General features: G+C 44.1%; 13 protein-coding genes and 1 pseudogene. 5 read left to right on the forward strand and 9 right to left on the reverse strand.

Annotation, left to right across the window (positions count from 1 at the left end; translation table 11 throughout):
- Positions 1 to 643: 643 nt before the first annotated feature.
- The 3 genes from C170_RS01665 to C170_RS30325 all read right to left on the reverse strand — a co-directional run bounded on the left by C170_RS01665 (position 644) and on the right by C170_RS30325 (position 2,625).
- The gene (locus C170_RS01665; RefSeq protein ID WP_051446942.1) at positions 644 to 1,780 is read right to left on the reverse strand and encodes a YhgE/Pip domain-containing protein; all 1,137 of its coding nucleotides are present in this window, start codon (positions 1,778 to 1,780) and stop codon (positions 644 to 646) included.
- Positions 1,781 to 1,860: 80 nt separating this feature from the next.
- Positions 1,861 to 2,292 carry a MarR family winged helix-turn-helix transcriptional regulator gene (locus C170_RS01670; protein WP_036605963.1) on the reverse strand — a complete coding sequence of 144 codons (432 nt, stop codon included), beginning with the start codon at positions 2,290 to 2,292 and terminating at the stop codon, positions 1,861 to 1,863.
- A gap of 165 nt (positions 2,293 to 2,457) precedes the next feature.
- The gene (locus tag C170_RS30325; RefSeq protein ID WP_074093608.1) at positions 2,458 to 2,625 is read right to left on the reverse strand and encodes a DUF3934 family protein; all 168 of its coding nucleotides are present in this window, start codon (positions 2,623 to 2,625) and stop codon (positions 2,458 to 2,460) included.
- A 312-nt stretch (positions 2,626 to 2,937) separates the two neighbouring features.
- Between C170_RS30325 and licT the strand changes: the two genes are divergently transcribed.
- The 3 genes and pseudogenes from licT to C170_RS01685 all read left to right on the forward strand — a co-directional run bounded on the left by licT (position 2,938) and on the right by C170_RS01685 (position 7,331).
- A complete protein-coding gene (gene licT / locus C170_RS01675; protein ID WP_036605964.1) occupies positions 2,938 to 3,798 on the forward strand; it encodes a BglG family transcription antiterminator LicT in 861 nt (286 codons plus the stop codon).
- Positions 3,799 to 3,981: 183 nt separating this feature from the next.
- Positions 3,982 to 5,879, forward strand: a pseudogene (locus tag C170_RS01680) (beta-glucoside-specific PTS transporter subunit IIABC).
- Between the two features lie 42 nt (positions 5,880 to 5,921).
- Positions 5,922 to 7,331 (forward strand): glycoside hydrolase family 1 protein, encoded by a 1,410-nt coding sequence (locus C170_RS01685; protein WP_036605965.1) that lies wholly within the window; start codon positions 5,922 to 5,924, stop codon positions 7,329 to 7,331.
- A gap of 101 nt (positions 7,332 to 7,432) precedes the next feature.
- Here the strand turns inward: C170_RS01685 and C170_RS01690 are convergent, their stop codons facing one another.
- The 3 genes from C170_RS01690 to C170_RS01700 form a co-directional block, all read right to left on the reverse strand.
- The gene (locus C170_RS01690; protein WP_036605966.1) at positions 7,433 to 8,653 is read right to left on the reverse strand and encodes an MFS transporter; all 1,221 of its coding nucleotides are present in this window, start codon (positions 8,651 to 8,653) and stop codon (positions 7,433 to 7,435) included.
- A gap of 32 nt (positions 8,654 to 8,685) precedes the next feature.
- Complete coding sequence (locus C170_RS01695; protein ID WP_036606079.1) at positions 8,686 to 9,285, reverse strand: TetR/AcrR family transcriptional regulator; 600 nt, start codon at positions 9,283 to 9,285, stop codon at positions 8,686 to 8,688.
- 148 nt (positions 9,286 to 9,433) lie between these two features.
- Positions 9,434 to 9,850: a VOC family protein gene (locus C170_RS01700; protein WP_036606080.1), complete on the reverse strand. Its 417-nt coding sequence runs from the start codon at positions 9,848 to 9,850 to the stop codon at positions 9,434 to 9,436.
- Positions 9,851 to 10,128: 278 nt separating this feature from the next.
- Here C170_RS01700 and C170_RS01705 point away from each other — a divergent pair, with 278 nt between their 5' ends.
- Positions 10,129 to 10,884 carry a class I SAM-dependent methyltransferase gene (locus tag C170_RS01705; RefSeq protein WP_036605967.1) on the forward strand — a complete coding sequence of 252 codons (756 nt, stop codon included), beginning with the start codon at positions 10,129 to 10,131 and terminating at the stop codon, positions 10,882 to 10,884.
- 110 nt (positions 10,885 to 10,994) lie between these two features.
- Here C170_RS01705 and pbp4 read toward each other — a convergent pair whose 3' ends face one another.
- Positions 10,995 to 13,082 (reverse strand): penicillin-binding protein PBP4(5), encoded by a 2,088-nt coding sequence (gene pbp4 / locus C170_RS01710; RefSeq protein ID WP_036605968.1) that lies wholly within the window; start codon positions 13,080 to 13,082, stop codon positions 10,995 to 10,997.
- A 177-nt stretch (positions 13,083 to 13,259) separates the two neighbouring features.
- Here pbp4 and C170_RS01715 point away from each other — a divergent pair, with 177 nt between their 5' ends.
- Complete coding sequence (locus tag C170_RS01715; RefSeq protein ID WP_036605969.1) at positions 13,260 to 13,664, forward strand: CBS domain-containing protein; 405 nt, start codon at positions 13,260 to 13,262, stop codon at positions 13,662 to 13,664.
- 114 nt (positions 13,665 to 13,778) lie between these two features.
- Here the strand turns inward: C170_RS01715 and C170_RS01720 are convergent, their stop codons facing one another.
- Together C170_RS01720 and C170_RS01725 are read right to left on the reverse strand one after the other, a co-directional pair.
- On the reverse strand, positions 13,779 to 14,219 hold the full coding sequence (locus C170_RS01720) for a hypothetical protein (protein ID WP_036605970.1): 441 nt from the start codon (positions 14,217 to 14,219) through the stop codon (positions 13,779 to 13,781).
- Positions 14,216 to 14,665, reverse strand: coding sequence for an SMI1/KNR4 family protein (locus C170_RS01725; protein ID WP_036605971.1), 450 nt, complete (start codon positions 14,663 to 14,665; stop codon positions 14,216 to 14,218). Before C170_RS01725 ends, C170_RS01720 begins: the two co-directional genes overlap by 4 nt.
- Positions 14,666 to 14,804 lie beyond the last annotated feature (139 nt).

A 14,804-nucleotide genomic window follows, 5' to 3' on the forward strand; every position in this document is an offset into this window, starting at 1 on the left:
TCGCGTTCATTCTGCAAGCAGAATGTTTACTCACTCGTTGTTCAGTTTTCAAAGATCAAACTTGTTTCGTTACCGAATTCCGTTCTCTTCAGCAACTCTTATATAATATCATGTCCGAACCAACTTTGCAAGCCCTTTTTTTAAGTTTCTTTCGAAGCTTATTTAATTCGCTTGCCACACCAGTGTTAAACCGTGTTTTCTTGGCCGGATTAATAATATATCACGTATAGATATTAATTACAATACTTAATTTAATAAAATTCATTTACCACAAATCAACTACCTTTACTATGTTGCTCTCCTCTATCCCAGCCTAAAGTTTATTATAGCTTAAATGACATTCTTTCCATTCATACATCGCAATACATGTCTAATTGCTTTTAAACTTATTAGCCTACATCTCCTCTCTTATATTTTAGCTTCATTAATATGCTCAATTTAGGTTGTCCTTTTATCAAGGTCATGCAAGATACTGGGGGCACTGTAAGTTACCACGAGTATAAGTAGAGGTATTATAAAAGATAAACAAAAAAAGTGATGCACGCATATAACTATACGTGAACCACTTTCTTGTGTGTTATTACATTATATATAGAAGGAAACTCTTAATGTTGTGCCTGTGCTGATGCTGGAGGCGTCATCGTCATTTGTCCATTACCTGCTTTTGCATACCAACTCGCAGCAACGTAATTCCCCACGTAATAATCGAGATCAATAGAAGATGAACCATGTATCCCCCAACTGCTTCTCCACTATAGATCAAACGCATAAATCCCTGTACCCCATTGGAAGCGGGCAGAAAGTTTCCGATATAACGGTAGAATGGCGCCAGCATCTCGGCTGGAATTATATTTCCTGCTGTCATCAACTGGAGCGGAACCATCGCTACATTAAATAGAGGACCTGCATTGCCAAACAGGGCAAAACTCATTTGTGTAAAACAGATACAAGCCAGACTCACCAGCACATGATACAGATACAAAGCGCCGAAGGAGCTCGCAACATCTGTGAACTGAAGAGCTACTGTATCCACAATTAGGGGAACAATCACAGCTATACACAATAACAGCAATTGCCGTCCCCAGAAGATTTCCCATTTGGAATGGGTACGCTTCATGATATTCGACGTAATATTAAACTGAATATTCATAGTCATCGAAGCAATATAGGTGATAAAACCCAGAATCATGGGCAACATCGATGTTGCAAAATCACTCACGCTGTTCGTTTTATTAATTTCAGCCTTCACAGGCCCTTCATTCATCTTCGCCATCGCTTGTCCAATAGCTGCACTCAGTTCATCGCTGTTTATACTATCGTTATTGAGTGTCACTTGAACCTTGGATTCCAGAATCCCTTGACCCATTTGTGCAGTCATTCCGGTCGCAGCATGTTCCACAATGGATTTGGCTACATCGGCATTTCCCTGATTGATATAAAAGGGTAAGCTCGCCTCTGTGCCTCCTGCAATCTGGTCAGTGAATCCTTCCGGAATAACAATAACCATCGCATAGTTACCTGCATTCATCTGTTGCTCAGCTTCCTCGGCAGATCCCAGAACATTGACATGGAAAGGCGCGAGCGTTTCAATCTGCTTCTGCACCTCTGTTCCCTGTATCCCGTCTTCGTTCACCAGAGCAACTTGAAGTTGATCCACTCTCTCCGTGGCTTGATGATAACCCGTCATCCAGATCACAACAAATAACAGCGGAACAATCAATGCAAAAACCAACCCTATTTTTGTCTGTGGCATTTTAAGAAAATCTTTGAAGCTTTTCATTCGTTCACGGCTCCCATTAGTAAAAATTAAAATAATTGCACTACATATATATGCACATGCACATAATTGCTCAAAAAAATTTATTTCATCTTTTCATAGATACGATTCATCACATTCATGAATGCTTCAAGCTCTTCAGGAGAACATTCGGCGAGTGCCTCTTGCTCTTGCTGTTTTGCCTTTGGTGTCAGAACGTTATTCATTTCCAGTCCTTCCGCCGTCAAACAAAGCAAAACCGCTCTGCGGTCCTGTGGATCTTCTTCTCTTGTCACCAGACCTTTGCGAATCAACTTGTCTATAATTTTGCCTACCGTTGTCTGGTCCCGCACTGTTAATTCAGCCAGTTTTTTCTGTGATATATGACTTCCAGCCTTGCTCAATTCATTCAAGACTGCAAATTGTTCCGGAGTAATATCCTGTTCACTCAGATTTCTGGTTGTTGTTTTTTTGTATGCCAGATACGTCCGTGACAGAATCAGTCCAAGTGGATTTTCATCCATATTAACAGGCATGCTGTTGCTCCTTTCTCTATATAGTAGCACTACCATCTAATTTGTGTAAGCTCTATATTATTACCATATTTACAATACTGTCAATTTATTTTTTTATCTTTTCAAGCAAAAAGAGACCCACCCGTTAGTCAGGCAGCTCTCTCCTCTGGCATCGTCAAGCCACACTTACTCGGGCTTGCCACTTGAAGTTTCGGTATCGTCCTTCTTCTTTGTACCTTTACTTTTATAAGGTTTCGGGGCACTTTTCGCCCGGTTAGCAGCGGCTTGCCAACGGTTCCAGCCTTTTTTACCCGTACCACGGCCGGTGCCGCCTTTTCCTTTTGCATTGCTCATGTTATCACTCCAATAATCCTGTATATGCTTAAAAATGACCGTCCTCGGTAACTTATTATGCAACCCAGCCCATCTAATTCACTTCCAGCATTTCTTATTATACCAAAAATCCACGTCTTTACGTCCATTTCCATAAATCATTGTAGTGTTATTCTGTTATGAAAGCGGTATAGTGGACATAATTGAAAGAGGAAGCTGCGTCTTCTTCGGGATTGTTACTGGTAAGCAGGCGATACCCAAACCAAGGCTGTCTATTAAGCCTTAGTTTGGGTTTTTTGTTTTTATTACGACCAATTGAGGTGAAACACATATATGATCATCCGTCAGATTTTTAACAACAATGTCATCCGGGCTGAGAACCAGGTTGGTCACGAATTTGTTGTCATTGGCAACGGTCTTGGCTTCAAAAAGAAAAACGGACAGCCCGTGGATGAGGATAAAATCGAAAAAACCTTTGTGCTGAAATCGGATAAAATACCACAAAAATTAATCGATCTGATTGGGGAAACATCGGTCGAATATTTGAAGTTAGCGGACGAAATTGTGGGCCATGCCAAAAAGGAAATGGGCGATATTTTTAGTGATAATATCTATATATCATTGATCGATCATATTCAGTTTGCTATTACCCGGTACCGTAAATCCGTCGGGCTGAAGAATTCTCTTTTGTGGCAGATCAAGAAGTTCTACAAAAAGGAGTTTGGGATTGGCATGAACGCTGTGGAGCTGATTCAGGAACAATTCGGTATCCAAATGGATGAACATGAGGCCAGCTTTATTGCGATGCATTTTGTAAACGCTCGTCAAGATGCTCAGGGCATGAAACAAACCGTTGAAATTACCGAAGTTATTGATGATATCTTCAACATTGTGACCAACCACTACCAGATCGCCCTGGATGAAAATTCATTTAATTATTCCCGGTTTATTACCCACCTTCAATATTTTGTGCAAAGAATGTTGAGTAATGAACAGGAGCAATTTGCTTCAGGAGATAACTTTCTGTATGAACAGGTGAAGGACAAATATAGCAAGGCATTTGAATGCACGCAACGGATCAATCAGTACCTTGAGGACAAGTTTGAAAGTGCCATGTCCATTGATGAAAAGGTGTATTTGACGATCCATATTCAACGTGTCACTTCCCGTAACGAGCTTCTCGACGCGGAATAAAAAAAGCTTGCAAACGATTTCGGCGTCATATATAGTAGGTCTCACAACTTAACGACAAGGATTGTTACTGCTCAAGCAGGCGATACCTAAATGATTGGCAACAGGTCATCTTTCCGATGATCATAGCCATTCGTTTAGGTATTTTTTGTTTTCAGGCAATCTTAACAACAAAGGAGAATGAACATGGATCATAAAAAAATGGGGGATGACATCGTTCGTCTCGTCGGCGGAGAAGCCAATATCAATGGTCTTGTCCACTGTGCGACCCGGCTGAGATTCGACCTGAAAGATTCCAAAAAAGCCGAACGCGAAACGCTTGAAAAGCATGACGGCATTATTACCGTTGTAGAAAGCGGCGGCCAGTTCCAGGTTGTCATCGGTAGTAACGTGGCTCATGTATATGCGGAGATCATGAAAAACCGAGATTTCGGAGGAGATTCCTCCTCATCGGCTGAGTCCACAGGGGAAAAAACCTCGCTATTATCCAAAGTTTTTGAAATTATATCCGGAAGTTTCTCACCGTTAATCCCGGCTATGGCAGGATCAGGTATGCTAAAAGCTTTGCTGACTGTCCTGACCATGCTCGGATGGATGTCGGATACAAGTGACACATACCTGATTTTATCTGCTACCGGCAACGCTGTATTTTATTTCTTGCCTATCTTCCTCGGCATCACACTGGGTATGAAGCTGAAAGCCAATCCTTATGTAGCTGGCGTAATTGGTGCCGCTCTGATGGAACCGAGTTTCACCGGGCTGATGGATAAGGGCTCAGATGTATCATTCCTGGGTATCCCGGTTGTCATGATGAATTATTCAGCCAGCGTATTCCCAATCTTCATATCCATTAGTATCTACGCTGTTCTCGATAAGTTACTCAAGAAAATCATTTGAAAGACCTGCAATTGTTCCTTGTACCAATGATTGCTTTGATGATTATGGTTCCTCTGTCCGCAATGGCCTTTGGACCATTCGGTACCACGGTAGGTGACTGGATCTCCTCGGGCGTAACTTGGCTCATTGGTGTCAGCGGTATATTATCAGGGGTTGTACTGGGTGGATTCATGACCTTCATGGTTGTGTTCGGACTCCACTGGGGCTTCACTCCAATCACGATACAGAATATCGGGGTTGGCGGCGATCCGATTGAAGCCATGGCTGCTGCAGCTGTATTTGCACAAATCGGTGTAGCCTTCGGTATTTTCCTGAAAGCCAAAAAGAACAAAACCCTGCGCACTCTTGCTGGCTCAACCAGCCTTACAGGTTTACTTGCAGGAGTCACTGAACCAATTGTATATGGTCTGATCCTGCGTTATAAACGTGTGATTCCTATCGTGGTTATCGCAGGTGCGATCGGCGGTGCCATCAATGGTCACTTTGGTGTTAAAATGACTGCTTATGTGTTCCACAATATATTTGCCATTCCTGTCTATACACCAACGGTTGTCTACGTAATTGCGATTGCCTGCTCCTTTGCGGTAGCCGCGGTATTAACGGTGATGTTTGGTTATGAAAGCAAAACCAAAGACAAAGTTTCCGGGACCAATGAATCTGTCTCCCACACGTCAGTTGAAAGTACGCCGGCAGAGCTTCCTGTCGTACCTGAGTCCAAAACAACAGAAATCAAGAAAGAACAAATTTATAGCCCGCTCACAGGTAAAGCCGTAGCACTGAGTACCATTAATGACCCGGCTTTTTCGACTGGTGCTATGGGCAAAGGTTTGGCGATTGTCCCTGAGATTGGTGAAGTTGTCGCTCCGGTAGACGGTGTTGTCACTTCCCTCTTCCCGACTGGACATGCCATTGGATTAACCACCAACGCAGGAACAGAAATCCTGATTCATATTGGCATCAACACAGTAGCGCTGAAGGGAAAACACTTCACTCCTGTCGTTCAAGAAGGTGATATCGTAAGACAGGGCGATCTGTTGATCCAGTTTGACATCGATAAGATCAAGGAAGCCGGATACGAAACCGTAACACCTGTCATTGTCACTCTAACGCAACAAGAAGTGGATGTGTTCGAAACAACTCAGGAACAGGTACAGAAAAATGATGTCCTGCTGACTCTCGTAGTCTGACCCAACTTATATTATACGAATTTAATTTAGGAGGAACTAACCATGAAACATACTCAACTAAAACCATTTCCTAAAGATTTTTTCTGGGGAGGTTCAACCTCTGCCTATCAGATTGAGGGAGCCTGGAATGAAGATGGTAAAGGCCCTTCTGTCATCGACATGGGGAATCATGTGGAAGGCGTAACCGACTTCAAGGTAACCAGTGATCACTATCATATGTACAAAGAAGATGTGGCGTTGCTCGCCGAAATGGGCTTTAAAGCCTACCGCTTCTCCATCGCATGGACACGCATCTATCCGCAAGGAGCAGGTGAAGTGAATCCGAAGGGCCTCGCCTTTTACGATTCCCTCATTAATGAGTTAATTAAATACGGTATTGAGCCCATTGTGACGATGTATCACTTCGATCTTCCTTATGCGCTTGAAGAAAAAGGCGGCTGGTCCAACCGAGCAACGATTGATGCTTTTGAACAATATGCCAAGACTCTTTATGAAAACTACGGAGATCGGGTTAAATATTGGCTGACCATCAACGAACAAAATATGCTGATCCTGCATCCTGGCTCTCTGGGTACACTGGATACAACACTTGTTGATCCGCAAAAAACACTGTATCAGCAAAATCACCACATGCTGGTTGCTCAAGCTAAAGCCATGGTCCTGTGTCATGAAATGCTGCCTGAAGCCAAAATTGGCCCAGCTCCCAATATCGGTGTAATTTACCCGGCGAGTTCCAAACCAGAAGACACACTCGCGGCTGATAACTATGCTGCCATTCGTAACTGGCTCTATCTCGATATGGCGGTATATGGACGTTATAACCATATTGCCTGGAGTTATCTCGAAGAGAAAGGATATACGCCTGTCATTGAAGACGGAGATATGGACATCCTGGCTCAAGGAAACCCTGACTTTATTGCGTTTAACTATTATACTTCCCAAACGGTTGGTGAAAGCCTGAACGATGGTAATGACTTCTCCCATACAGGAGACCAGCATGAAATCGTAGGTGAACCGGGCGCATATAGAGGATCTGTGAATCCCAATCTGCAAAAAACGGAGTTTGGCTGGGAAATTGATCCCGTGGGCTTCCGCTCTACCCTGCGCCAGATCTACTCCCGTTATCACCTGCCATTGATTGTTACGGAAAATGGTCTGGGTGCCTTTGATAAACTGGAGGAAGGCGACGTGGTTAACGATCCATATCGTATTGAATTCTTCAATAAACATATCGAACAGATTCAACTGGCGATTACGGACGGCGTGGATGTATTTGGCTTCTGCCCTTGGTCTGCGATCGATCTGGTCAGCACACATCAAGGGTCGAGCAAACGTTATGGATTCATCTATGTGGATCGTGAGGAATTCGATATCAAGGAATTGAGACGTATCCGCAAACAGAGTTTCCACTGGTATCAAAAACTGATTGAAACGAATGGAGAAGTCCGTTAATACACGTACTATTAAAAAAGTCGACTGCACATGAAACATGTGTAGTCGACTTTTTTGGTGTTGATGCATTGATGTGAAAGCTTTCTTTTCCAATTATAAAATTACATTTCAGCCTTCGGTTGCTTTACCGCTTTGGCCCCTCTGAGTACCCGCAGGGATAACAGGAAACAGATCGCCAAAACGGCTGCTGCTGAAACATAAGGATAGTTAATATTCACATCGAACAGTGCTCCAGCTACGATTGGACCTGCGATATTCCCCAAACTGGTATACGCCGAGTTCAATCCGGCCACAAAGCCCTGTTGTTCTTGTGCCAGTTTGGACATCTGTGTACTAATCGCCGGACGTAAAATATCCATACCCAGAAAGACGATAAACGTTACGACAAGAATCATCCAGTACGTACTTACAAACAAGGTCAACAGTACAAATACGGCTACAAATAACAGACAGACCGAAATGACCATCTTTTCACCAAACCGATTGAGCAACCAACCGATCAAGGATACTTGCACAACCGCACCCGCGATGGAGCCAAATGTAATAATAAATGCAATGTCTTTGGTCGTGAAGCCAAACTTGTGATCCACAAATAGTGAAAATACCGTCTCATAGTTCGCCAGACCAAATGCCATAACAAACACAATAATCAAGCTGAAAAAGTACGGTTCACGGTATGAATTCAGCAATTGGGATACCATACCCGGAGCTTTGACCTTCGTTAAACCAGGGATAGGTTTACTTTGTTCTCCTGTACTTCGTGCAGATTCCGGCAAAATAATCAATGTAATGATGGATGCCAGCAAACCGGCAACCCCAGCGGCGTAGAATGGAATTCGAATGCCAAAGTCCGCAATGTATCCACCAATTCCCGGACCGATGATAAATCCGGTTGTAATCGCTGCATTAATCAAGCCCATACCTTTGCCGCGTTCTTCCTCTGTTGTAATATCTGCGGTGTAAGCCATAACCGCCGGGAAGATCATCGCCGCACCAATACCGCCTAACATCCGGGCTGCGAAGAGCAAGACTGGTGCATTGACCGCACCAAACATAAACTCGGATACGGCAAAGATCAGCATGCCGCCAACGATAATTTTTTTACGTCCCCATGTATCCGACCAACGACCCGCAAGCGGGGAGAACAGAAACTGGGTGAAGGAAAATGCCGCTACCAGCAATCCAACCGTGAATCCGGTGATATGCAGTAGATCCATATACGCAGGCATGATCGGCACAACTAGGCCAATACCTGTAAAAACAAGAAAAATATTAAACATTAACAGCAGCAGTGCGCCCCTGTTCCGTGTTAGTAATGCCATGATTCCATCCTCCGTAGTTGTCAAAATGTTGCTTAAGCTTTATCTTTTGCAATCCCGTGCAAGAATACACTAGCGGCCTGGCGGTATAACGCAAGAGCCTGATCAGGCTCCATCCCCCGTGACATCTGACTAAGGCCAATAATGGTACTTTCCAATATGAGCGCGAGATTATCTACATTGTCTGCTTTGAACTCACCGCTCTCAATGCCTTGCTCTATCATTTGTTTATTAAATTGAATATGCCGCTCAAACATTAAGGAGATCCGCTCCTCAATATCATTTTCTTTCTTTTCCCCTGTGAAGAACTCATCAGCTGCCTTCGTCAGCGGGTGATTCATATCATCCATGACGAGTTGTTCCGCCAAACCATAAATTTTCTCCGTGGAGGTGCGATAGAGATGTTCTTTGGCCGCCCAACTCTCTTCCCACTCCCGGTCCCACTCATCGATTAGATAGAGGAACAGACCTTCCTTACTTTTAAAATGGTAATATATATTGCCTTTGCTGCTGCCCGTCGCAGCTACAATATCCTCAATGGACGTTGCTTTATAACCTTTTTGTACAAAAAGGGCTTTGGAAGCATCCGCAAGTTTTTTCTTGGTCTGCTCAGTCTGTAGTTGTTTTTTATTCATATTCATTCCATTTCACTCCGTCCCATGCATACTGAACATTCGTTCTGTATTTTAACAGATGCACCCAATATAAGCAATGAAAAAGGTACGACTGACAAAAAAAGAACCTTCCTATTAATCTAAGAAGGCTCTAGTTATTTTCATTTTATTACTCCGAAGGAAAAGCGCTGAGATCCATATAGGAAACTTCCCACAGGTGATCATCCAGATCCTGAAAACTCCATCCGTACATAAATCCGTGATCTTGTGGTTCGTTGGATGGCTTCCCTCCTGCATCGAGGGCAGCTTGTACAATTACATCCACCTGCTCCCGGCTATCTACAGACAGGGCAACGATGACTTCGGTTGTATCGGCGGCATTGGAGATTTTTTTTGAAATGAAGGATTGGAAACGTTCCTCCACCAGAAGCATGGCATAAATATTATCCCCGATAATCATACAAGTAGCAGACTCGTCCGTAAAATTGGCGTCAAACTCAAATCCCACCTTGGTAAAAAACTCAACGGATTTCTTCAAATCTTGAACAGGTAAATTGACAAAAATCTGCTTAGCACGAATAGCCACCATCGATCACCTCGAACTCATAGAATACATTCCACCTCAAAATAACACCTCGCGAATACGCTGTCAATTGAATATAATGGAGACATTCCAACTTGTGAGGTGACACGGATGTTGCTCCGTATTGTTCGAAGTAATTAGTCGTCGGGCTGGGTCAAAACGCGTACCAGCTATCAAGGTACACGTCTGTCCATTTGATCCTATTCGACCATTTACATTAGAACGATTTGGCACAACGCTCTTGTCCTATTCAAACAAACTCACATTGGAGGAATATGAAAATGAAAAACAAAATAGATTACGCTGACTTTTATGAACGCGTAGGCCGGACGAATGGCTGGAACTTCAGCTCCATGAACGTTGTCTCGGAGAACATCGGATGGAACTTCTATGAGGAAGTTGTCCGCCATACGCGATCGTCCGATCTGTTGCTGGATATTGGAACAGGTGGTGGAGAAGCCATTCTGTCCATTGCGGAAGAAACTTTATTGCTGGTGGGAATTGATCTCGCTCAAGGAATGATTGAGACCGCACAGCATAATCTTCAGTCTACGGGCGGTCATTCCAATGTACGCTTTCTTCATATGGACGCAGAAAAACTGCATTTTCCAGATTGCTTCTTTAATGTGGTATCTTCCAGACACTCCGGATTCTCAGCTTCAGAAGTATTTAGGGTTCTTGCTCAGGGTGGGATATTTCTAACCCAGCAGGTCAGCGAACATGATAAATCCAATCTTTCAGTAGCTTTTGGCCGTGGCCAAAGTTTTGGCATTCAACCTGGCACATTGATGGAACGATACAAGCATGAACTTCAAATAGCAGGTTTCCGTGACATTCAGGCCCGTGAATATAATGTGGTGGAGCATTACGCTACACCTGAAGATTTGATGTTTCTCCTAACCCATGCACCCATCATTCCTGATTTCGGAAAGGTAGACACTGACTTCGAGCGATTCCAGCAGTTTGTGAAAGAAAATCACAATGAGAAGGGCATTCATACCAACTCGGCACGCTTCATGATTACTGCTCGGAAATAAATGATTCCATATTGAATAAAATGAAACAATAAAGACCCGGTCACATGTGAGAACCATAACATGGTGACCGGGTCTTTTTATTATGCTTACGAGGCTATATTAAATCGGAGTTACTGCGTAATCTCCAACTTTTCCAAAAAAGGCTTTAATTTATCCACGACATAGTGGCTTCCACCTCGGCCGTTCACCTCTTCAATTACAGCGGATAACAGGAAGGTCGGAGAGTCGGTATCAAACACTACGAAAAATCCGTTTTCCTGTCCCTTCTCTCCCTTTTTTGCTTTCAGTTCCGCTGTTCCCGTCTTGCCCGCGAGCCCTCCAGGTATTAAATTCAAGGTGTGGGCCGTACCTCCCTGCCGGGAAACAACTTCTCCCAAAGCATCCTTAACCGTATTTGCGGCTTCCGGAGTAATAATTACCTCAGGCTCAGTGCTTTCTTTTCCCTCGATCAGAACAGGTTTCACCAGTTTCCCTTCATTAATAAAAGGTGTAAATGACGATGCCAGATGAATCGGGGACATCAACATCTCCCCTTGCCCGTAGGACGTATCAGCGAGCAACACCTCGGAAGACAGATCCAGATGTGCTTCGTTGGCATATTGGCTTGGCTTCAGATACAGTTCATCCAGTCCAAAGTTATCGCCAAAACCAAACTTCTGGATCCCATCAATAAACTTGGCGCTACCCATCTCGATCGCTTCCATCGCAAAGTAAATATTGTCCGAATACACCAGAGCATCGACCATGTTAACCGGGGATAAACTCTTCACACGCTTAACATAATAACCGCCCCAGCTATCGTCTTTGCGCCATTGCAAGCCAGAGATATCATGGGTTTTGTCCGCTGTAGTCACCTTCTCCAGCAGTCCCGCTGCGGCTGTAATCGCTTTGAAAGTTGATCCTGGTGCATACCGGGTAGTGACTCTGTTGATAAAAGGAAGCTTCTCATTCGCCGAATAAGCATCCCACTCTACCTGAGTAAGTCCTGTAACCATCTTGTTCGGGTTATAGGAAGGCGCACTGACCAACGCTAACAGGTTGCCGTCCGTCGGATCCATCAGAACCATTGCACCGGCATCTCCACCACTGGATAATGTCTGATACAATTTCTTTTGCTGTTTGGAGCTAATCGTCAGCTGAACATTCTGTCCATCTACAGCATCCTTGCGAATAAGCTCAGAACGAGAGTTACCGGATTCATCCGTGATTTCAATCAGACCACCACGTTCACCACGCAGCTGCTTCTCCATGGACTGCTCCAAACCCGCTTTGCCAATCCAATCTTCTGCGCGATAATATCCTTCCGTATCCTTATCCAGATCTTCCTTGGTGGCTTTGCGCACGTAACCAATCAGGTGCGCAGCCGCATTGCCGAGTGGATAATAGCGGATTTCCTTGCTTTGCATCGTAACCCCGCTTAAAGATTCTGGTACGTCAAACTCCTCCGTTGAACCAATCGGGACAAAATACTCCGGCTTCACCCATGTCTGCGCAAGCGCCTTGTGAATGGCATCTTCCGAAACCTGATAATGGCTCGCGATTCGGGCAATCATCTGGTCCGGGTTATCACCAAGTTTCTCAGGTACAATGCCCCATTCATTCATCGTTCCCTTGGTAGCGAGCGGCAAACCATCACGATCCACAATGTCTCCACGATCCGGGAACAGTGTCCTCACTCGTACCTTACTGCCCTTAACCATGTCATTCAGGATCAGTGAAGGCTGCCAGTTAATTTTCCAGTTTTTCCCGCCGTCCTCAAGCTCGTGCCGGACCAGTTTCAATGTATGCGTCTCACTGACTTCACCCAAAAAAGTTGTCAGTTGCAGGTTGTAATCCACCTCATACATATCCGGGTTTTGTTTCTCTGCATCGGTCTTACTGCCATCGGAAGTCGTTTCGGCAACCTCCACAGGTTTAACCTCCGCCTTGACGGTGGATACTTCCATACCCGAATAGATCGCATTGTATTTCTCAACAAATTGTTCCTTGTTCATGCCCGACTCTTGCAACGAAGCAGGTGTCATCAAGGTGTACAACTGGTCAAATTCTTTTTTTTGCAGATGCTCTATGTATTGATTCACGGTAGTCTGGGGCTTAGCCTCTGCTTCTTTGTTATTCTGCATGTATAGATACATTCCGATTCCACCTGCAAACAAGATGGGCAGCAGTCCGTACATTAATTTACGTTTTGATTTCATGGTTACATCACCTCTAATATACACTATAGATTTCCAGAGCCATTTAAACAATGAAACAAATCTGACGAATTTATCATTAAAAATAGCCGAAAGCTCACATAATATGTTTAAATAAGGAGAGTGAGATTACATACTAAAGCTTTTTTGCTATGCAAAAGGCTGAAAAGGAGCCCGATGATGGAAATCAGCTATTTTTTACTCCCCAAAGCCGAAGTGGCCTATATCAAGTCTACCGCTTCCATGAAAGATGCTATTGAGCAATTGGAATCGCAACACTACACCGCCGTTCCCGTGATTGACCAGGATGGAAAATATGTTGCTACCCTGTCCGAAGGCGATTTGTTATGGAAAATGCGAAATACACCCGGATTGACTTTTGATACGATGGATCAGGTTCAGGTCCATGAGATTAACAATCGGGTATATAATGAATGTGTATTCATTGAGGCTGAAATGGAGGATATGCTGACACTTGCAGCAGACCAAAATTTTGTGCCCGTGGTGGATGTCGATCGTGTCTTCCTCGGTATTATCCGTCGTAAGGATATTATTGAATACTATACGCGTAACATTTCGGATTAAATGAAGTCAAACATCCTGTAATAAACGAATATTCAACTCGAAAGGGTACTCCTGTGGTCATGTTTTGGCCAAACCGGGGTACCCTTTTTGTTTCATGGTCTGGTCGGAATCATTCTAGTTACGCTTAGCCCGCTCTTCAATGTAATAACTCAACACATCCCTCGGACTTCCCTGAAATGCACGCTCTCTGCCGAACTCATACGCCTGATGCAAATACGAATACGCCTCGTCATGCTGTTCAAGTCTCATGCAGATCATGCCGAGATCGATCAACGGACTCGTACTTCTATCCGAACTCCGCGTACTTAACGATATCTCAGCCCAAGGCTTGGCCAGTCCATACTGTTTCAGATCGATATGTGCATTCGCATGACAGGATGCGATCCAGCTTGCAATCTCCCATTCCATCTTCGGCTCGGGCAACATGCCCCATGCCTGATCATAATAGATAAGTGCTTGTTCATCTTGTTGCGTCTCATCCAGCACATTACCGGCTTCTACCGTTTCTACAATTTGTCGCTCCAGTTCGGCATGTTCCGGTGTCAGATCTTTCATTGCACCGTCTCCTCCTCCAGAACGAAATACCACTCCAGAAAAGCATTGAAATCAGCCCACTGCGGCTCACTCTCGCCATTAAGAAACCGTTCAATCGATTCACCCAGTTCCACCAGTACCACTTCTCCCGTCTGACGGTTGTAGAAAAATCCACCTTCACCTTCGAAACTGTCCAGTGGAATATACGCCTCGGGAAGTCCCAGTGTAAGCTGTGCTACATCCATGTCTTCCATATATACGGTGTTCTCCATAAACCAGCAGATCTGATACAACTCCTGATGCCTGCTGTAGAAAGTTGGTCCATCCTCTGCATGTAAATAAAATTGTGCAAAATCCGATTGAAGATCAATTCCAAGCTTCCGCAATGCTTCTTCGTAGGCTGCTGGAACATCTTCATGCCACCAGCCTTGCTCCTGGCAATGATCAATCACTTTATTGGATAACATCGCAGACCTCCTAATTCAATTTTGCTCATAATACATGTTCAAAAAGAGCCGTTTTCAGTACCAAGAAGATGGGATGAAGGTAGAAATGGAGTAGCGGAGCGTAGGGAAACTACGTGAGCAACGGACATTTCGGCTGAAT

This window comes from Paenibacillus sp. FSL H7-689 (assembly GCF_000517905.1).
Classification (GTDB): domain Bacteria; phylum Bacillota; class Bacilli; order Paenibacillales; family Paenibacillaceae; genus Paenibacillus; species Paenibacillus amylolyticus.